13 protein-coding genes are annotated in these 20,090 nt (G+C 66.3%); 5 read left to right on the top strand and 8 right to left on the bottom strand.

The features are described from left to right. Window positions 1-32: 32 nt before the first annotated feature. Window positions 33-1,364, bottom strand: coding sequence for an OmpP1/FadL family transporter (locus tag SR3_RS01500; RefSeq protein ID WP_245653697.1), 1,332 nt, complete (start codon window positions 1,362-1,364; stop codon window positions 33-35). Window positions 1,365-1,417: 53 nt separating this feature from the next. Continuing rightward, window positions 1,418-1,852 (bottom strand): DUF2147 domain-containing protein, encoded by a 435-nt coding sequence (locus SR3_RS01495; protein ID WP_068079946.1) that lies wholly within the window; start codon window positions 1,850-1,852, stop codon window positions 1,418-1,420. A 182-nt stretch (window positions 1,853-2,034) separates the two neighbouring features. On the opposite strand from SR3_RS01495, the gene SR3_RS01490 reads away from it, so the two are divergent. From SR3_RS01490 to SR3_RS01470, 5 genes are read left to right on the top strand one after another with little or no spacing between them, the layout of a single operon-like run. Further along, window positions 2,035-3,180: a thiolase family protein gene (locus SR3_RS01490; protein ID WP_068079944.1), complete on the top strand. Its 1,146-nt coding sequence runs from the start codon at window positions 2,035-2,037 to the stop codon at window positions 3,178-3,180. Beyond that, complete coding sequence (locus SR3_RS01485) at window positions 3,180-5,495, top strand: 3-hydroxyacyl-CoA dehydrogenase/enoyl-CoA hydratase family protein (protein WP_068079942.1); 2,316 nt, start codon at window positions 3,180-3,182, stop codon at window positions 5,493-5,495. Before SR3_RS01490 ends, SR3_RS01485 begins: the two co-directional genes overlap by 1 nt. 49 nt (window positions 5,496-5,544) lie before the next feature. Continuing rightward, a complete protein-coding gene (locus SR3_RS01480; RefSeq protein WP_068079940.1) occupies window positions 5,545-7,335 on the top strand; it encodes an acyl-CoA dehydrogenase C-terminal domain-containing protein in 1,791 nt (596 codons plus the stop codon). Then, window positions 7,335-7,775, top strand: a complete 441-nt coding sequence (locus tag SR3_RS01475) for a PaaI family thioesterase (RefSeq protein ID WP_068079938.1) — start codon at window positions 7,335-7,337, stop codon at window positions 7,773-7,775. The genes SR3_RS01480 and SR3_RS01475 overlap by 1 nt, the downstream gene beginning before the upstream one ends. A 6-nt stretch (window positions 7,776-7,781) precedes the next feature. After that, window positions 7,782-8,759, top strand: coding sequence for an NAD(P)H-dependent flavin oxidoreductase (locus SR3_RS01470; RefSeq protein WP_068079937.1), 978 nt, complete (start codon window positions 7,782-7,784; stop codon window positions 8,757-8,759). 19 nt (window positions 8,760-8,778) lie between these two features. Here SR3_RS01470 and SR3_RS01465 read toward each other — a convergent pair whose 3' ends face one another. The 6 genes from SR3_RS01465 to SR3_RS31755 form a co-directional block, all read right to left on the bottom strand. After that, on the bottom strand, window positions 8,779-12,231 hold the full coding sequence (locus tag SR3_RS01465) for a hybrid sensor histidine kinase/response regulator (RefSeq protein WP_068079935.1): 3,453 nt from the start codon (window positions 12,229-12,231) through the stop codon (window positions 8,779-8,781). A 62-nt stretch (window positions 12,232-12,293) separates the two neighbouring features. Further along, window positions 12,294-13,316 (bottom strand): ATP-binding response regulator, encoded by a 1,023-nt coding sequence (locus tag SR3_RS01460; protein WP_068079933.1) that lies wholly within the window; start codon window positions 13,314-13,316, stop codon window positions 12,294-12,296. A gap of 7 nt (window positions 13,317-13,323) precedes the next feature. Beyond that, window positions 13,324-14,652, bottom strand: a complete 1,329-nt coding sequence (locus SR3_RS01455; protein ID WP_068079930.1) for an HlyD family type I secretion periplasmic adaptor subunit — start codon at window positions 14,650-14,652, stop codon at window positions 13,324-13,326. Further along, the gene (locus SR3_RS01450) at window positions 14,652-16,802 is read right to left on the bottom strand and encodes an ATP-binding cassette domain-containing protein (RefSeq protein ID WP_157098573.1); all 2,151 of its coding nucleotides are present in this window, start codon (window positions 16,800-16,802) and stop codon (window positions 14,652-14,654) included. Before SR3_RS01450 ends, SR3_RS01455 begins: the two co-directional genes overlap by 1 nt. Then, window positions 16,802-18,487 (bottom strand): ABC transporter transmembrane domain-containing protein, encoded by a 1,686-nt coding sequence (locus tag SR3_RS01445; protein WP_157098572.1) that lies wholly within the window; start codon window positions 18,485-18,487, stop codon window positions 16,802-16,804. Before SR3_RS01445 ends, SR3_RS01450 begins: the two co-directional genes overlap by 1 nt. An 11-nt stretch (window positions 18,488-18,498) precedes the next feature. Next, window positions 18,499-20,090, bottom strand: a 1,592-nt coding sequence (locus SR3_RS31755; RefSeq protein WP_218018747.1) for a hypothetical protein, incomplete at its 5' end; no start/stop codon positions are given.

The raw sequence follows: 20,090 nt of genomic DNA, 5'->3' as shown, positions 1-20,090 counted from the left end.
ATCGCCTTGCTATGCTGTGTGAGGTGGAGGCGTCAGAAGCTGACGCGCCCGCCCAGCGAGAAGATGAAGACATGCGGGGAATTGACCGCGCCGCTCACCAGAATGGGCGTCTGCACCACGGTGCCCGCATAGGCGGCGGTGGTGCGGTTGACCGGCGCATTGTCGAGCGTCAGGTAATTGAAGGCCGCGTCGATCTTGAAGGCCTTGCCCACCGCATGGGTGCCGCCCACCGCGAAATTCCAGCGGTTGCTGTCGGGCACGCGGGCGTCGCGCTGCTCGCCGCGCACGGGGGTCATGTCACGCTGCACGCCGGCGCGCACCGTCCATGTGGGCGAAAGATCGGCATCGAAGCCCGCCGCATAGCTCCAGGTGTTGCGATAGTTCTCGGGCATGGCGGTGTTGAGCGGCGAGCCCAGATAGATGTTCTGGAACTTGGCCCAGCCAAAGCGCGTCACGCTGCCGTTCAGGGTCAGGCCCGGCGTGATCTTGTAGCGTGCGCCCATGTTGAGCTGCCATGGCGTGCTGAACTTGGCGGTGGTGTTGAGCGTGGTGTTCTGCCCGGCCAGCGGCCCCAGCAGGCCGCCGATGGTCACCGAACCATCCAGCGTATGGGTGATAGAGGATTTGTAGCTGACGCCAAGGCTCAGCGGCCCATGGCGATACTGCGCGCCCAGCGAATAGCCGACATCCCAGCCGCTGCCCTTCAGCGCCTGACTGCCATCGGGCAGCAGCGGTGAGAGGTTGGGCAGGGCATTGCTGAGATAGGCGCTGGCCCGCTCCAGATTGGCGGCGGCGCCGAGGCTGAAGCCGGGGGCCAGTTCGACAGCGATGGAGGGCTGGATGTCGATGGTGCGCAGGCGGGTGGTCATCGCCGTGTAGCGCGCCCAGCTGGTCGTCGAATATTGCGTGGTGAAGTTGTAGGGCGCGGTGATCGCCAGACCCAGCGAGAGATGCGAGCCGATGCCATGCGCGATGGCGCCAGAGGGCAGCACGCCATTGTTGATGGGATTATGCGTGGTCTGGTCCCCGCCCACGGCGGCAGGCGCCTGACCCGGGCGCACGATCAGCGTGCCGGTGTTGGTGACATCGGCGCGGGGCAGGATGGCCGTGACGCTGATCGCCGCGCTGCCGCCTTCCAGCCCGCCGATGGAGGCCGGGTTCCACCAGAGGCTTTCCGCGCCCTGATCGGCCACTTCGCCCGAAAAGGCGCGGCCTGAAGCTTTGGTCGATTGATCCTGAAGATAGAAGCCCCCGGCCAGCGCGGGGGTTGCTCCCAGCATGGTGCCCACAAGGCTGCCGGCCAGCAGCAGACGGCGATTGTCAGAGGTCGGCTTGCGCCGACGGGTGGCAAATGCCTTCATCATTCTTCTCCCAATATGGGGGTGGCCCGTTGCCCGGGCTCACCCAAAACCTTGATTTACTTGATGCGTTTCCAGGTCTGGCTCTTGCAGAGCGGCCAGACGATGCAGCCTTTCACATTGAGCGTATCGGAATCCATAACGGTGATCGTGGCCTTGTACGTGCCTCCGTCATCGGCGTTGTAGATGGTGCCCTTGTCCCAGCCCCAGGGCATCTGGCGGAAATCGCGCAGGATCTCGATGCCCTTGAGCACGCGGCTGCGCTGGGCTTCGTTCTTGTTGTAGATGTCGCGCAGGTCCGAATTGGCGCGAATGCCTTCGGAATCGACCAGCGTGCCGCAGATCGAAGGGCCGCAATGGCGGATTTCCACCACGCCCTGTTTGGTCGGCGTGGCCCAGCGGCCAATCGCCGTGTTGGCGGTGCCGGCGGTGGGCGCGGTTGCTGGCGCCGCGCTTTGGGCCATCAGGGCTGCTGCCATCAGCATCAGGCTCATGGGTATCTCCATCCTCTTAAGCGAGAGGGCTGTGATCGCCCCCTTTCGCTTTGTGCCAGAACTTTCCGAATTGGCGAATCACATCATGCATCAAAACTGTGTTGACGTATAGGTCAATTTGGGCACCATTAATGCAGATGGTCCGGAGCATGCGACTCACGGACGCCATGTGGAGAGATGTGATGGCTGAGTTGAGCCAGGATGTTGTGATTGCCGGTTATGCCCGGTCCCCGTTCCATCTGGCGGGCAAGGGCGCTCTGGCCCGTACCCGCCCCGATGATCTGGCCGCCGCCGTGGTGCGCGCGCTGGTCGAGCGGACGGGCATCGATGCCGCCGCGCTGGAGGATCTGGTGCTGGGCTGCGCCTTCCCCGAGGGCGAGCAGGGTTTCAACATTGCGCGTCTGGTCGGCCTGCTGTCCGATCTGCCGCTTTCGGTGGGCGGGATGACGGTGAACCGCTTCTGCGGGTCTTCCATGAGCGCGATCCATTATGCGGCGGGGCAGATTGCTCTGGGCGCAGGTCAGGCCTTCCTGTGCGGCGGTGTCGAATCGATGAGCCGTGTGCCGATGATGGGCTTCAACCCGCTGCCCAATGCCGAGCTGGCTAAGCGCAGCGCCGCCTATATCGGCATGGGCGATACGGCTGAAAATGTGGCGAAACAATACGGCATCAGCCGCGAGCAGCAGGAAGCCTTCGCGGTGGAAAGCCAGCGCAAGGCCGCCGAGGCTCAGGCCGAAGGACGCCTGAGTGATGAGATCGTGCCCATCGCCACCAAGGCGGGCGTGGTCGACAAGGACGGCTGCCTGCGCCCAGGCACCACGGCGGAAGCGCTGGCCGGGCTGAAGCCGGCCTTCAGCGCCACCGGCAGCGTGACAGCTGGCACCGCCTCGCCGCTGACCGATGGCGCCAGCGCGGTGCTGGTGACCAGCGGCACCTTTGCAGGGGCGCATAATCTGCCGCTGCTGGCCCGCGTGAAGGCGGTGGCGATCAGCGGCTGCAGCCCGGAGATCATGGGCATCGGCCCGGTCGCGGCCAGCAGGAAGGCGCTGGAGCGCGCCGGGATCACCGCCGCCGATCTCGATGTGATCGAGCTGAACGAGGCCTTCGCCAGCCAGGCACTGGCCTGCATCGCCGATCTGGGTCTCGATCCCTCGAAGATGAACATCGATGGCGGGGCGATTGCCATCGGCCATCCGCTGGGCGCCACGGGCGCGCGCATCGTGGGCAAGGCGGCCTCGCTGCTGGCGCGCACGGGCGGGCGTTATGCTCTGGCGACGCAGTGCATCGGCGGCGGGCAGGGCATCGCCACGGTTCTGGAGGCGGTGTGATGAGCGGCGTGTCAAAAGTCTGCGTCATTGGCGCAGGGACGATGGGGGCGGGGATTGCCGCTCAGGTCGCGAATGCGGGCGTGCCGGTGCTGCTGCTCGATATGGTGACCGAAGGCCCCGACCGCAGCGTGGTGGCCCGCAAGGCGCTGGAGAAGCTGGGCAAGGCCGAACCGGCTGCCTTTATGAGCAAAGCGGCGGCCAAGCTGGTCGAGGTCGGCAACATCGAGGACGATCTGGCCAAGGTCGCGGAGTGTGACTGGGTGATCGAGGCCATCATCGAAAAGATTGAGGCCAAGCAGGCGCTCTACGAAAAGCTGGAGGCGGTGCGCCGCCCCGGCAGCGCGGTCTCCTCCAACACCTCGACCATGCCGCTGGCCGTGCTGACGCAGGGCCGCAGCGAGGCCTTCCAGCGCGATTTCCTGATCACCCATTTCTTCAACCCGCCGCGCTATATGCGCCTGCTGGAGGTGGTCGCCGGGCCGCAGAGCGATCCCGCGCTGGTCGCCGGGATCAGCGCCTTCGCCGATCGCGCTCTGGGCAAGAGCGTGGTGACGGCGCGCGACACGCCGGGCTTTATCGCCAATCGCGTCGGCACTTTCTGGCTGCAGTCGGCGATCAATGCGGCCTTCGATCTGGGCGTCTCGGTGGAGGACGCCGATGCCATCGCGGGCAAGCCGATGGGCGTGCCCAAGACCGGCATCTTCGGGCTTGTCGATCTGGTGGGCATCGATCTGATGCCTTACCTCAAGACCAGCCTGACGCGCAGCCTGCCCAAGGATGACCCCTATCAGGCCATCGCCAAGGATCATCCGCTGATCCTGAAAATGATCGGTGATGGCTACACCGGGCGCAAGGGCAAGGGCGGCTTCTATCGCATCAACCGCGAGGCGGGGAAGGTGAAGGAAGCCATCGATCTGGCGACCGGCGAGTACCGCAAGGCCGCCAAGCCGGTCTCCATTCCGGGCGCGGCGCAGAAGGATCTGCGCGCGCTGGTCAGCCTGCCGGGCAAGCTGGGTGCTTACGCCTGGGCCGTGCTGGGGCCAACTTTGGCCTATGCGGCCTCTCTGGTGGGCGAGGCGGCGGATGATGTCCTCGCCATCGATACGGCGATGAAGCTGGGCTACAACTGGAGCTACGGCCCCTTCGAGCTGATCGACCGGCTGGGCAGCGAAGCCCTCGCCAAGCGTCTGGAGGCCGAGGGCATCGCGGTGCCCGAAATCCTGCGCATCGCGGCGGGACGCCCGTTCTACCGTGTGGAAGGTGGCCAGCGCCAGTTCCTCGGGCTGGATGGCGACTACCATGCCATCACCCGTCCCGAAGGCGTGCTGCTGCTGGAGGACATCAAGGCCGGTTCCAAGCCTCTGCTGAAGAATGGCTCGGCGGCGCTGTGGGATGTGGGCGACGGTGTTGTCGCGCTGGAGTTCACCGGCAAGATGAACGCGCTGGACGGCGATGTGATGACGCTGATCGGCAAGGCGATCCCGCTGGTAGCCAGCCAGTACAAGGCGCTGGTGGTCTACAATGAAGGCCGCAACTTCTCCGCCGGGGCCAATCTGGGGCTGGCGCTCTTCGCGCTCAACATCGCGGCATGGGGCGAGGTCGATAAACTGGTGGCCGGTGGCCAGCAGGCTTACAAGGCGCTGAAATATGCTCCATTCCCGGTGGTGGCTGCGCCTTTCGGGCTGGCACTGGGCGGCGGCTGCGAGGTCTGCCTCAATGCCGACGCCGTGCAGGCCCATGCCGAAACCTACATCGGTCTGGTCGAATGCGGCGTGGGGCTGATCCCCGGCTGGGGCGGCTGCGGCGAGATGATGCAGCGCTTCGCCGAAAACGCCAAGCTGCCCAAGGGCCCGATGCCCGCCGTGGCCAAGGCCTTCGAGACGATCTCTACCGCCACCGTCGCCAAATCGGCGGCCAATGCCAAGGAGGTGGGCTATCTGCGCGCCTCCGACGGCATCACCATGAACCGCGACCGATTGCTTGCTGACGCCAAGGCGAAGGCTCTGGCTTTGGCGGAAGGTTATCAGCCGCCCGTGCCGCCGGTCTTCCGCCTGCCGGGCGCCGGGGGCAAGGCCGCGCTGGATCTTGCGGTGCAGGGCTTCCGGGCAAGGGGCCTTGCCACGCCTTATGACGAGGTTGTCGCGGGCCGGCTGGCCCATGTGCTGAGCGGCGGCGAGGCCGATCTGGTCGACACCGTCACCGAGGAGCAATTGCTGGAGCTGGAACGCGGGCAATTCGTGGCGCTGGTGCGCGACCCGCGCACGCTGGCGCGCATCGAAACGATGCTGGCCACCGGCAAACCCCTGAGAAACTAAGGCGCGAAATTGAAGTCGAGCGGGCAGCAGCCCGCCGGAGAGGATCAACATGCAAGTCTACACCGCTCCCCTGCGCGATATGCGTTTCGTGCTTCATGAGCTGCATCAGGGCGATGGCTTCGGCAATCTGCCCGGCCACGAGGAGTTCACCCCCGACCTGATCGACGCCGTGCTGGAAGAAGCCGCCCGCGTTACCGAGCAGGTTCTGCTGCCCCTCAACGCCTCCGGCGATGCCGAGGGCTGCCATTTCGAAAATGGCGTGGTGCGCACGCCTAAGGGCTTTCAGGAGGCCTATCGCCAGTTTGTCGAGGGCGGCTGGTCCTCGCTGGTGGCCCCGCCCGAATGGGGCGGTCAGGGCCTGCCCGAAGCTGTCGGCAAGATGGTGGAGGAGATGGTCTGCGCCACCAATGTCGCCTTCAGCCTCTATCCGGGGCTGACCAGCGGGGCCATTGCGGCGCTCACCGCCTATGCCAGCGAGGAATTGAAGCAGACCTGGCTGCCCAGGATGGTCTCGGGCGAATGGTCGGGCTCGATGTGCCTGACGGAATCGCATTGCGGCACCGATCTGGGCCTGCTGCGCACCAAGGCGGTGGATCAGGGCGATGGCACCTACAAGGTCTCGGGCGCGAAGATCTTCATCTCGGCGGGCGAGCATGATCTGTCGGGCAACATCGTCCATCTGGTGCTGGCGCGTCTGGCCGATGCGCCCAAGGGCGTGAAGGGCATCAGCCTGTTCCTGGTGCCCAAGCTGCTGCTGGACGACAATGGCCAGCCCGCCATCCGCAATGGCGTGGCCTGCACCGGCATCGAGCACAAGATGGGCATCAAGGCCTCCGCCACCTGCCAGATGCAGTTCGAGGACTCGCTCGGCTGGCTGGTGGGCGAGCCCAACAAGGGCCTGGAAGCCATGTTCACCATGATGAATGCCGAGCGCGTGGGCGTGGGCATTCAGGGTCTGGGCATCGGCGAGGCGGCTTACCAATCCGCCGTGTGGTACGCCAAGGACCGCCTGCAGGGCCGCAGCCTCTCGGGCCCGAAATATCCCGAGAAGGCGGCAGACCCCATCATCGTCCACCCCGATGTGCGCCGCATGCTGATGACGATGCGCGCCTACAACGAAGGCTGCCGCGCTCTGTCCGGCTGGATCAGCCGGGCGCTCGATGCTGAAAAGCATGCCGCCGATCCCGAGACCCGCCAGCGCGCCGAGGATTTCGTGGCGCTGATGACGCCGGTGGTCAAAGCCATGTTCACCGATCTGGGGCTGGAAAGCGCCAGCCATGCGGTGCAGGTCTATGGCGGCCATGGCTATATCGTGGAAAGCGGCGTGGAGCAGTATCTGCGCGATGCCCGCATCAGCATGATCTATGAGGGCACCAACGGCATTCAGGCGCTCGATCTGATCGGCCGCAAGCTGAGCGCCCATATGGGCCGCTATCTGCGCAGCTTCTTCCATCCGGTCTCGACCTTTATCGAGGAGAATGCCGGGGAAAGCCCGATCGAGCCCTTCGTCACCGGGTTGAAGCGGGCGTTCGAGGCGCTTCAGGGCTCCACCGCGATCATCGCCCAGCGGGGCCTGAAAGATCCCGAGGAAGCAGGCGCCGCCGCCACCGATTATCTGCGCCAGCTGGGCCTCACCGCCATCGCCTTCTGCTTCGCGCAATCGGCCAAGCTGGCGGCGGAGGCTCTGGCCGGCGGCACGCCGGAGAAGGACTTCTACCAGTCCAAGATCACCACGGCCCGCTTCTTCTACGACCGCATCCTGCCGCAGACCGCCGCCTGCTATCTGGCGATCAAATCGGGCAAGGCTTCGATGATGGCGCTGGATGAGGCGCATTTCTGATGAGCGGTGTGGATCAGGTGCTGGCGCTGAAAGAGGTGATGTCCCGCTCGCCGATGATGCGTTTGCTGGAGGTTGAGGTGATCTCCGCGCATCCCGGCGAGGTGGTGATGCGCGCCACGCCTGACCACCGTTTCGACAATCAGGTGGGCATCGCCCATGGCGGCTATATCGCCAGCCTGCTCGACAATGCCTGCGGGGCGGCGGCGCATTCGGTGCTGGACGGCAGGCATTACTGCCTGACGCTGGAAATCAAGGTGGCCTTTCTGCGCGCCATCGATGCCAGCAGCGGCCCGCTCGACATCATCGGGCAGGTGCAGAAGGGCGGGCGTCAGGTGGTTGTCACCGAGGGCGTCATCCGCGACGCGCAGGGCCGCGATCTGGCGACGGCCACCTCCACGCTGATCGTCCAGCCCATTCCCGAACATCAGTCAAAGGTTTGAAACGCCATGCCCATCTCCACCCGGATCACGCAGATGCTGGGCATCGACCATCCGATTGTTCAGGGCGGCATGATGTGGATCGGCAAGCCGGAGCTGGTCTCGGCGGTGTCCGATGCGGGCGCGCTGGGCCTGCTGACGGCGCTGATCTACCCCACGGCGGATGAGCTGCGCCGCGCCATCGACGCCACCCGCGCCCTGACCGACAAGCCCTTCGGCGTGAACCTCACCCTGATGCCGATCACCCGCGCGCCGCCCTATGCCGAATACCGCCGCGCCATCGTCGAGAGCGGGATCAGGGTGGTGGAAACCGCCGGCCACTCCCCGCATGAGCATATCGCCGATTTCAAGGCGCATGGCATCACGGTGATCCACAAATGCACCTCGGTGCGCCATGCTCTGGCGGCGCAGCGAATGGGGGCGGATATTGTCACCATCGACGGCTTCGAATGCGCGGGCCATCCCGGCGAGGACGATGTCGGCGGTCTGGTGCTGATCCCGGCGGCGGTCGATGCGCTGCAGATCCCGGTGCTGGCCTGCGGCGGTTTTGCCGATGGGCGCGGGCTGGCCGCCGCGCTGGCGCTGGGGGCTCAGGGCATCACCATGGGCACGCGTTTCTGCGCCACGCAGGAGGCGCCGATCCATGCCAATGTCAAACAGGTGATCCTGAACAATGACGAGCGCGATACCCGCCTCATCCTGCGCGGCATCGGCAACACCGGGCGTGTGGCCTTCACGCCGGTGTCGGGCAAGGTGGTGGAGTTGCAGCGCCAGAGCGATGTGACCTTCGAGATGCTGCGCCCCTATGTGGCGGGCGAAAAAGGCCGCCAGACGCTGGAAAGCGGCGATATCGAAGGTGGCCTTGTCTGGGCGGGGCAATCGCAGGGCCTGATCCACGACATCCCGACCTGCGCCGAGCTGATCGCCCGCATCATGGCTCAGGCCGAAGCCGTGGCCGCCCGTCTGGGGGCGATGGCTTCCGCCTGATTTTTTGGGTGCCTGACCCTTAACCCGCTGCCGCCCGGGGCGGTGGCGGGCTGCCGCCCTGACGGGCCAGCAGCATGTCGATGCATTGCAGCGTCTGGCCATAGACCGTCTTCATGCGGCTGTGCAGCTCGGTCATTTCGGCAATGCTGTCGCCCTGACCGGTGCGCAGGCGCTTTTCCATCACCTCGGACAGGGCCGCCATGCCGCTGGCGCCCACGATCTTGCTCGAACTCTTGATCGTGTGGGCGGGCAGAACGGCTTCTTCCTTCTCGCCCAGCGCCAGCGCCTTCTCGATCTGATCGAGATAATCGAGCGTATCGGTGCGATAGAGCGCGATCAGCTGCGGGAAGCTGCGCATGGTGGTGCGCAGCGTTTCGAAGGTGGCCTCGTCGAAGAGCGACACGGAGTTGGACTGCGGCGCGGGTTGCGCCGGGGCGGGCGCAGGCCGCATCTGCGCAACGGGGGCCGGAGCAGGCGGCGGCACGACCGCCTGCAGGACCGGACGCGGCTGCTGGATCGGCGCGGGAGCGGGCTGCTGAACCGGAGCCATGGGCGGCAGCACCATGGCTTCCGTCATCTCCAGAGGGGGCTGCTCGGCCAAAGGCGGTGGCGCAAAAGATGGCGAAGCAGGGGTCAGCTGCTGCGGCGCGGCGAAGATCGGCGCCGGGGCAACAGGCGCGGGCTGGGCCGCGAACACCGGGGCGGGCGCAGCAGGAGGGGCAGCCTGTGTTGCGAACACCGGAGCGGGCGTCACGGGCGCGGGCTGCTGGGTGAACACTGGCTGCGGGGCCTGAACCGGGGCAGGCGCTGGAACGGCCACGGGCGGAGGCGGCGCCAGAGGCGCCACGGCAGGCTGCGGCGCAAAGGCCGGCGGCGCGGCCTGAGCGGCAGGCGTCAACGCTTGCGGCGCGGCAAAGACCGAAGCTGGGGCGGCAGGCGCGGCCACAGGAGCCGCTGCCGGGGCGGGGCTGGGCGCATCCAGCCACATCACATCGCCCGAGGCGGCGTCATCGGTCAGCGGCAGCAGGCAGACCAGCACGTCGATCAGCTCGGGCACGCGCACCGGCTTGGAGAGGAAGGCGTCCATCCCGCAGGCCAGGCATTTCTCGCTGTCGCCCTTCATGGCGTTGGCGGTCAGGGCGACGATGGGCGTGTGCGGCACGGTGCCCGCCTTCATCATCTGGCGCAGGTTGCGGGTGGCGTCGTAGCCATCCATGTTCGGCATGCGGCAATCCATCAGGATGATGTCGAACTTCTGCTCCTGCGCGGCGTTGAGCGCCTTGCGCCCGTCGCTGGCGGTGGTGATGGCGAAGCCGAAATCCTGCATCAGCTCGGAAATCACCAGCTGGTTGACGGTGTTGTCGTCCACCACCAGACAGGTCTTGCCGTCGAAACGCACGGTGCTGTTGGCATCGGGGCCCAGCACGGTGGGCCAGCTTTCCGGGCCGGCGGGCGTGGCTACGGCAGGGGTCGCGGGGGCCACAGCACCGCCACCGCGCTGGATCAGCACGCTGAGCGCGCGCTCCAGATCCTCGGGCAGGAAGGGCTTGCACAGCGCCTTGTCGAAACCGCTGTAGCGCTGGTGCATCTGCTTGTCGGCCAGCAGGATCGCCCAGCCCTGACCATTGAGCACATGCTGCGCGGCGATGCGCGTCCAGCCATCATAGGCGGCATGCACATCCTGCGCCTCATCGAGGATCAGGCCGGAGAGGTCCAGACTGTTGCCGGGTACCAAAGCGCGCACCGCCTCATCCATCGAGGCGAAGGCCTGCAGGCGCAGCCCGGCTTTCGCCAGCACGCGCTCCACCACCTGCCGCACAAAGGGCGAGGGGGTGACAAGGCCCACGCCCTGCGCGCTCATCGGCTGGCTGGCGGTGTCGCCGTCGAGGCGGTCGAGCGGCAGGCGGGCGATAAAGGTCGAGCCCCGGCCATACTGGCTTTCGACCGAGATTTCGCCGCCCATCAGCGTGCAGAGCTGGCGCACGATGGAAAGCCCCAGACCCGTGCCGCCGAACTTGCGCGCGGTGCCAGCTTCCGCCTGCGTGAAGCGTTCGAAGAGGCTGGCCTGCTGTTCGGGCGTCATGCCGATGCCGGTGTCACGCACCGAGATCGTCAGCCATTCGCGTCCGTGTGAGGCGGTGGTGGCGATCTGCGCCATGATCTCGCCATTCTCGGTGAATTTCACGGCGTTGGAGACGAGGTTGCCCAGAATCTGGCGCAGGCGCGTGGGGTCGATCATCGCCCATTTGGGCACCTGCGGATCGACATCGATCATCAGGCTGACGTTCTTCTCATGCGCCTTGCCGGCATAGAGCCCCAGCACATCCTGAAGCAGCTGATAGAGATTGGTGCGGATCGGATCGATCGCCAGCATGCCCTGATCGATCTTGGCCAGATCCAGCACATCGTTCAAAATCGCCAGCAGCGCCGAGCCCGAATTGCGGATCTGGTCGACATAGCGCATGTCGGTCTCGGAGAGGTTGCGGCGGCCCAGCAGCTCGGCCATGCCCAGAACGCCATTGAGGGGCGTGCGGATCTCATGGCTCATATTGGCGAGGAATTCGTCCTTCGAGGCGGCGGCGGCCTGAGCGGTGTGGACAGCCTCCATCAGCTCGGCGGAGGCCTGATGCTGCCAGCGGCGCGACAGCACTGCGGCCACGGCGATCGCGGCCACCGCGATCAGGCTGAACAGCAACATGGTCACCACGCTGCCCTTCATCGGCAGCAGGCGCTCGGTGTGGATTTCAAACCCCACGCCGCGGGTGAGCGGCAGCGTGTGGATCATGTCTTCGGAAGGCATGAAAAACCCGGCGGAGGCATTCTCGCGCGGGGTGGCGCAGCCGACATCCACCGCCTCGCTGCCCGGCGTGCTGACGGCGCGGATCGACCAGCTGTTGGCGAAATCGCTGCGGCGCGCCTGATCGCGGCACAGGCGCGCGAAATCGAAGACGACATAGGTCAGCCGGTCGGCGGGGCCGGGCACGGGCTGGCTTTGCAGCAGCACCAGCGCATCGGGCTTTTCCATGCCGAACAGGGCGGGGAACTGCTTGGCCGCCACCGCATGGACAAAGGACGGGGTGGCCTGCGTCATGGCGCGCAGATGCTCGATTTCGCCCGTCGCCTGTTCGGACGGCGCCGCGCCATGGTTCATGCCGGAATGGCGCAGGTGATCGGCAACCGCCAGATAGCCCTGATCGAGCACATAGGGCGTGCCTGTCAGACTGCCGGAGAGCTTGGGCGCGGGATAGGTCTCGACACCGGCATCGACGTAATTGGCGGCGTCTTTCAGCCGGACCACCAGATGGTCGATCTGGGTGCGCAATTCGGTTTCATGGGCCTGCGCCTGCGCCTGGAACTGGGCGCGGCCCAGCCGGTTCATGCCCGTCAGCGCCGAGGCCGTGAAGATCACCGCCAGCAGGCCGACAAAGCCCAGCACGATGGCCATCAGATGGCGCTTGAAGAAGATGCTCATGGGGCTGCCTGCTGGGAGAAAACCGGATGGCTGGGCGGAAGAGGTGGAGCGCCCGGGCAGAGTCACCATATGGTCGCCGCGCGCGAGGCCAGCGTGGCGGTGACCAGATTGCCGGTGCCGTGGAATTCCACCTTGTTGAAGATCAGCGCGGCCCGCGCGATGCCGCGACCGGTCAGGCCGATGCCCTGCGCCGGATCGGGGCGGATAAAGCGCTGCCACGCAAAGCCCGGGCCGGGATCGCGGAAGGCGAATTTGATGCCGTCGGGCAGGCGCTGGGCGGCGGCTTCGGCCACGCCCGCATAAGCCGGGTCAGCCTCGCGCCGGGCGAGTTCGGCGTCCAGCGTGCCATTGGTCAGATGCTGCGCCTTGGCCTGCCCGCCGAGGCGATAGATGCCATGCTCCACCGCATTGGTCAGCAGCTCGCGCAGCCCCACCAGAACCTTTTCCGGATTGTCGGCAAGGCTGGCCAGCAGGCTGGCGACGGGCGCGATCTCGGCCATGGTGCGCAGGTGGAAATCGATGCGCTGGATGTTGCTGAACCCCGCCTGATGCGATTGCAGCGTGCGCGCGGCGGCGCGGCGCTGCTCGACCTGACGGGTGGTGGCCTGCATCACCTGCTGCAGCAGATTGGGATCGACCGGCTTGGTGAGATATTGCTGCACCCCCGCCTCGATCCCTTCCGCGATGGAGGCGGAATCGCCGGTGCCGGTCAGCATGATGATCGGCATATGCTGGGTGGCGGGCTCGCGGCGCAGGCGGCGCGTCAGGCCCAGACCGTCCAGCGCGGGCATGAAGCGGTCGGTCAGCACCATATCGGCGCGGGTGGGGGCCTCGCGCAGCAGGGCATAGGCCTCGGCCCCGTTCTGGGCGGTTTCCACCTGATAACCAAGATCGCTAAGCATGGACGACACCATCATCGCCGCCATGCGGTCATCCTCGACCAGCAGAACGCGCATGCCAGGGCTGCCGCCCGGCCGGGGCGCGACAGCGGCAGGCTGCGGGGGCGCTTCCGGCAGCGGCTGCGGCACGTCCAGCCCATGGTTAACGGCGGCATCGAAGCTTTGAAAGTCGGGCAGAGCGCTCATGCTGGCCTCACTTTTCGGTCAGGGCGGCGTCAAGCCCATGGCGGACGGGGCTGACCAGGAAGGACAGCACGGATTTATGGCCGGTGATGATGTCGGCATGGGCCTCAAGACCCGGGGTCAAAGAGGCCATGGTGCGGCGATCCAGATCCTTGTCGGTGATCGCGATGCGCACCTTGTAGAAACGGTTGCCGCGATCGTCGCCAAAGGATGAGGGCGAGACCGAATGAACCTGCCCGTCGATCCAGCCCTTGCCGGGCAGGTCGAAGCCGTTGATGCGCACATGGGCATCGAGCCCGGCGCGCACATCATGAATGTTGCTGGCCGGGATCTGCGAATCGATCATCAGCTTTTCATTGGAGGGCACCACCACGGCCAGCAGGCCGCCAGGCGCGACCACGCTGCCCGGCGCAATGGTCAGAGCCTTGACCATGCCGGTGACGGGGCTGCGCACCACCAGCCGGTTGGTGCGGTCCTGCGCGCGCTTGAGCAGCACATTGGCCTCGATCCCCTGCAGGGCCAGCGTGTTGCCCTCCTGATAGAGATCGACCGCCTGGCGCGAGCGCACGCTGGCCGCCTCGCTGGTGGCCTGTTCGAAGCCGCCGCTGGCCACCGAGAGCTGCTGGCGCAACGCATTCACGCGGCCATCGGCATCGTTGAGCTGCTGTTCGCGCTGGTTGAGCGAGGAGCGGGTGACGGCTTCGGCGGAGAACAGGCGCTGGGCGCGGTCGCGGTCGTCGCGGGCGATTTTAGCGGCGGATTCAGCCGTGGTGAGCTGGGCGCGGATCAGCGCGATGTTGGCGGCCTGTTGCTGGGCGCGGGCGGCGGCGGCACGGTTCTCCGCGCCGAGGAAGGCGGCGCGCTGGCTTTCTGCGGTGTCGCCCTTCACGGCGGCGCCCTTGTTTTCCAGCGCGTTGACCGTGCTCAGCTGCCTGGTGATCATCGCCACGCGCTCCTTGGCATAGGCGACATCGCCCGCTGCCTGAGCGCCATCCAGCTCCATCAGCGGCTGGCCTTCCACCACCTTGTCGCCCTCATGCACCAGCAGGCGGGAGATCTGGCCGCCATCGACATGTTCGATCCGGCGCTCATGGGCGTCGGGCTCAAGCGTGCCGACGGCCTGCGACACATCGCTGACCTGCGCCACGGCGGCCCAGCCGATGGCCACCACCACGGCGGCGCTGATCGCAATCAGCGTGCCATGCAGGATGCGGCCGGAATGGGCGTCGCTGGCGCCCAGCGGCATCAGCAGTTCGGGCAGCTCCGAAGCGTCGCCCGATGTGTCGGTGCCGGGAAAGGCTTCTTTCGAAGCCTGAACGAGATGCAGGCGGGCCGGCATCAGGCAGCATCCGCCAGAGCTTCGGGCGAGGTGACCACGGGCGCGCGGCCCTGGCGCAGCACCACCACCCTGTCAGCCAGGGCAAGAAGATCGGACCGACCGGAAACAAAGACCACGCTGACACGTCCTTTCGCTGAGCGAAGAACATTATGGAATATCTTGTCAAAACCGGCATTAACCACGGCATTCGGGATTTCATCTATCAGGAGAAGTCCGCTGCCCGACAGCAAGGCTTGAGCAAGGGCGAAGCGCCAGATGAAACCTTCGGAAAGTTGTGTGTTTTCAGTGATGACGATGTCATCCAGCGCGATGTTCTGCAGGCCGACCGCCGCCAGAACACGTTCGATATCCGCCGGAGACGCCACGGGATTGGCCATATCCAGATTGTCGCGCAGGGTGCCGGGCAGCAGGCTGGGGTTCTGCGGGATGTAGCCGATGGCGCTGCGCAGGGTGCGCACGGGCAGCTGCTCCATATCCACGCCCTCGATCTGCACCACCCCGAAGGAGGGCTGGGTCAGCCCCTGAAGCAGATGCAGTATGGTGGATTTGCCGGTGCCCGCCGAGCCGTGAATGCCGATCAGATCGCCCGCATTGATGTCCAGATCGAGCCCGAACAGCATGGGGCGGCCATTGCCGATCCGCATGGTGATGTTGCGCATGGTGGCGTTGCCCTGGATCTGGGGCAGGCGGCGGCGCTGCACATCGGTGACGGCCTCGGTCTCCAGATCCATGAAGGCATTGATCTGCTCGACCGATTTGCCGCATTGCTCGAAGCGGGGCAGGGCAAGGCACAAGGCATGCATCGGCGCCAGCACGCTGGAGGTCAGCAGCACCACGCCCAGCAGTTCGGCAGGCCCCAGCTCGTATTTCACCGAATACAGGGCCACCGCGCCGATCACCAGAATGAAGGCCACGGCGAAGAAGAAGCTGGCCATGCCCTCCACGATCGCCATCAGGCGCGACATGGCATATTGCACGATCTGCGCACGCTCGATGCGGCGCTGCTGCAGATCGGCCCAGCGGTGCTGAAGGCCGCATTCACGAATCAGATCGCGCTTCTCGAAGGTTTCGACCATCACATGCTGCAGTTCGGTGGCCTGATCGGCCAGCATGCTGGTCAGCACGCCCATGCGGCGGTCGCAGAAGAAGAACAGCCCGCCATAGCAGAGCGCCGCCCCCACCAGCACGATGCCGGCTGGCGGCATCATCCACAGCACCGCGATCAGCCCCAGCACCGAAACCGGCAGATCGAGCAGGATCGCCGCCAGCGGACTGGTCAGAAAGTCGCTGACGTTCTCGAAGGATCGCACGCGGGATGACTGGTCTTTCGCATCCAGCCTTTGCGTCAGAAAGGCGGGCAGATGCATCATCTTGTCGAAGGTGGCGCAGCCGACCACATAGTTGAGCCTTGCCGCGAACCACGCCAGAGCATGGGATCGCAACGCCAGCATGCCCCACATGGTGACGACCAGCACCATCAGCAGCGCCAGCAGCCATGGCATGGCCAGCTCGTCGCCACGCGTGAACACCGAGCGATAGAAGGCAGAAATCACGAAAGGCTGGGCAATCGTCACGATCACCACCGCCAGCGTGGTCGCCACCACGATCCATCGCATCGAGCCGAAGGAGCTGACCAGCGCGCGCAGCCAGCTATAGCCGGTATGCTTGCGGCTTTCGGGCGAAAGCGGGTTGGCGGCGGGCTCAAGCTGCAGCTTGCGGATCTTGCCCTTGGGCAGGCTGCCCGGATCGCGCTCCTTGCCCTCGCCATCCAGCGCGGTGATCGTGCTTTCGGTGGAGAGCAGCAGGAAGGCTTCCTGCCCGTCCTGCGTGATGAGCAGCGCCGGGCAGTCCCAGGGGCGCAACTGGTCGAGGCTGAACCTGTGCTCGCGCACGGTGAAGCCCAGATTCATCGCGGCGGCCAGCAGGCGCTGCCCGGTGCCGCGATGATGGTTGCGCGGCACGATGCCCAGCACATCCTTGATCTGCACATTGGGCATGAAGCGCGTGCAGAGCAGGGCCAGCAGGTTGAAGAAGGCCGGATCGTGATCCGCCCCATGCGCCGAACGGCTGAGCATGGTGGCCAGCGACGAAGCGGCTGTCGGAGCGCCCGAGGACGTCAGCGCCGTATTGGAAACCGTTGTCGTCTGCATCACAGCACCAGCGAGCGATAGGGAAGGGAAAAGGGCACGATCGTGTCGCAGGGCGAGAGCGCCCCGTCTTCCAGCCGGAAGGCGCGGTCGGCCAGCGAGGCGAGGTTGGCGTCCTCGCTGGCGATCACCACGGTGGCCATGCCGCGCACCTGGCTGAAGAAGTTGATGAGGCGGGCATAGCCGTCGCGGTCCAGCCCCTGATCTGCATGGTCGAAGAGGATGATGCGGGGGCGATGCGTCAGCGCGCGCAGAATGGCGATCTGGCGTTCAAGGCCCGGCGCCACCGTGCCGCCCGCGGAATCGCCCACCGGCGTCTGCATGCCGCCGGGCAGCTCATCGAGCCGCTTGTCGATCCCCAGCAACCGCGCGACCTCATAGGCCCCCTCCACCGAGACTTCGCCGAAGCGGGTGATGTTGTCCTGAATGGTGCCGTCGAACAGGCGGTGGTCGGAAGAGAGATAGGTCAGGATGCGGTTGCGATCCGCAGGTCCATAGGCCTCGAAGGCCAGATCGTTGATCTTCACCGCGCCGCCCGCCAGCTCGTCGAGGCCCGCCATGGCGCGCAGCAGGGCGCGCGCTTCCTTGCGGCTGGGCGAGGAGATGGCGATGCATTCGCCCGGCTCGATTACCAGATCGATGGGCGCGGGCAGGGGCACGGGGCCCGTGCTGGTGTGCGAGACAGGCGCCAGCACGACGCCATCGAGCCGATATTGCCGAAGCGTTTCGAAATGAGCGCCGCCCTGTGCGGGGGCGTCCATGCGGGTGTCCTCGTCCAGCTTGCGGATCTTCACGAAAGCGGCATCGCGGTCGCGGGCCTGAATATGCATGAAGACGGCGCGCTGGATGGGTTCCATCAACCGGCTGGCCAGCAGGATGGTGGAGATCACCATGGCCAGATTCATCGCGCCGCGCTCGGCGGCCAGAGCGCAGCTGAAGAGCAGCACGATGTTGAGCAGCATGCCGGCGATGGCATTGGAATGGGTCAGGCGAGAGGCCGAATTGGCCAGCTCCAGATTGTTGCGCATGGCCTCGCCATGGGCCTGCTCATAAACGCGCACCATCTGCGGCTCGACGGCCATGGCCTTGACCAGATGCATGCGCTCCAGAATGGTGAAGAGCATGTCGAAACGGTGTTCGATGGCGTCGCGGCTGTTTTCCGCGATCAGCGAATAGCGATGGGCCGAATGCCAGGTGAAGGCGGCCAGACAGCCCAGAAACACCGTGACGACAATGCCGCTGCGCCATGAGATCACATAGATCAGCAGCAGGATCACCGGGGCGAAAGCGATCTCGGCCTTGGCCAGCAGAACCTCGCCATTGGCGATGCCCTTGAGCTGATGGATCGCCCCGGAGTAATCGAGACTGGCCGCGGCGGCGGATTTGAACTCCAGCCGCCGCGCCCGCACCACCCGGTCGATCAGCCAATGCAACCGCTGGGTGAGGAACAGGCGATCGGTATGCGCGATCACCAGATTCCGGTTGAGTTTCAGCACGCCTTCGGTGGCGGCCGCGGCAATGACAAGTGCTACCAGCACGATCACCGTGGACCCATGGGGGTTCTGCTGCCCGCGAGAGATGATCTGGCGGGCCACCATGGGCAGGGTTAGTGCGGTCAGGTTGATGACCAGAGTGGCAGTGAACAGAACCGCGCGCGATGGCCGGCTGGCAAGCACTAATCTTTGCATTCGTGACCCCGCTAGACTCCGATGAGCGATTTGGTGGTCGCCAAGGTTTTGGTGATGGCCGTCAAGGCGCTGGTCGAGCTGCTGGCCACCGATCCGGTGCCCAGCGCGCTGCCGGTGGTGCCGGTCAGCAGGCTGCTGCCCAGCGAACTGGTCGTGCTGCCCAGACCGCTCGTCAGCCCGCTCGTGGTCGAGCCGAGGAGCGAGGTGGTGGCATGCGACAGGCTGCTGGTGTCATTGGCCGGGCTGACCACGCCGGAGGTTCCGCTGAGCAGCGAGCTGGTCAGCGAGGACGTCGTGCCGCTGGTGGCGCCAGTGGCGCCGCTGGCCAGCGAACCGGTGGTGCCCGACAGCAGGCTCGAAAGGCTCGAGCTGGTATCGGTGGCCGTGCCGGTGGTGCCGGTGCTGGCGGCGGTGCCGCTCAGCGCCGAGGTCGTGCCCGAAAGCAGCCCGCTCAGCGAGGTGGTGGCATGCGAGGTGTCCGTCGTGCCAGACAGCGCCGAAGTGCTGCCCGACAGCAAGCTCGACAGGGTGGAGCCCGTGTCGGTGGCGGTTGTCCCCGTGGTCGTGCCCGTCAGCGCGCTGGTGGTGCCCGAGAGGACACTGCCCAGCGTCGACCCCAGCGAGGATGTCGCCGCATGGGCGGCATCGGTGCCGGTGGTCGTGCCGGTCAGCGCCGAGGTGGTGCCGCCCAGCAGGTTGCCCAGCGTGGAGCCCACATCGCTGACCGTCGTGCCCAGAGCGCTGGTCGTGCCGGTGACCACGCTGCCTAGCGCCGATGTGGTATCGGCCAGGGTGCTGCCCAGCGTGGAGGTCGCGGCATGAGCGGCATCGGTCGCGGTGCCGGTGGTCGTGCCAGTGGTTCCGGTCAGCGCCGAGGTGGTGCCCGAAAGCAGGCCACCCACGGCCGAACCCAGATCGGTGGTGGTGGTGCCGACAGCGCCGGTCACGCCGGTGACGACATTGCCCAGCGTCGAGCCCACGTCAGACAGCGTGCTGCCCAAAGTGGAGGTCGCGGCGTGAGCGGCATCGGTCGCGGTGCCGGTGGTCGTGCCAGTCGTTCCGGTCAGCGCGGAGGTGGTGCCCGAAAGCAGGCCACCCACGGCGGAGCCCAGATCGGTGGTGGTGGTGCCGACAGCGCCGGTCACGCCAGTGACGACATTGCCCAGCGTCGAACCCACATCAGACAGCGTGCTGCCCAGCGTGGAGGTCGCGGCGTGAGCGGCATCGGTCGCCGTGCTGGTCGTCCCGCCCAGCGCCGAGGTGACGCCCGAAAGCGTGCCACCCACGGCCGAGCCCAGATCGGTGGTGGTGGTGCCGACAGCGCCGGTCACGCCGGTGACGACATTGCCCAGCGTCGTGCCCACATCGCCCAGCGTGCTACCCAGCGTGGAGGTCGCGGCGTGAGCAGCGTCGGTCGCCGTGCTGGTCGTCCCGCCCAGCGCCGAGGTGACGCCGGAAAGCGCGCCACCCAGAGCCGAACCCAGATCGCCGGTGGTGGTGCCCACAGCCCCGGTGACACCGGAGACCACGGTGCCCACCGTCGCGCCGACATCGCCCAGCGTGCCGGTCACGGTGTGACCCAGATCGGTGCCGATGGTGCCCG

Source organism: Novosphingobium rosa NBRC 15208 (genome assembly GCF_001598555.1).
Lineage (GTDB): Bacteria > Pseudomonadota > Alphaproteobacteria > Sphingomonadales > Sphingomonadaceae > Novosphingobium > Novosphingobium rosa.
The sequence above is the reverse complement of the archived record's forward strand: the minus strand, read 5'-3'. Positions and strand labels throughout refer to the sequence as shown.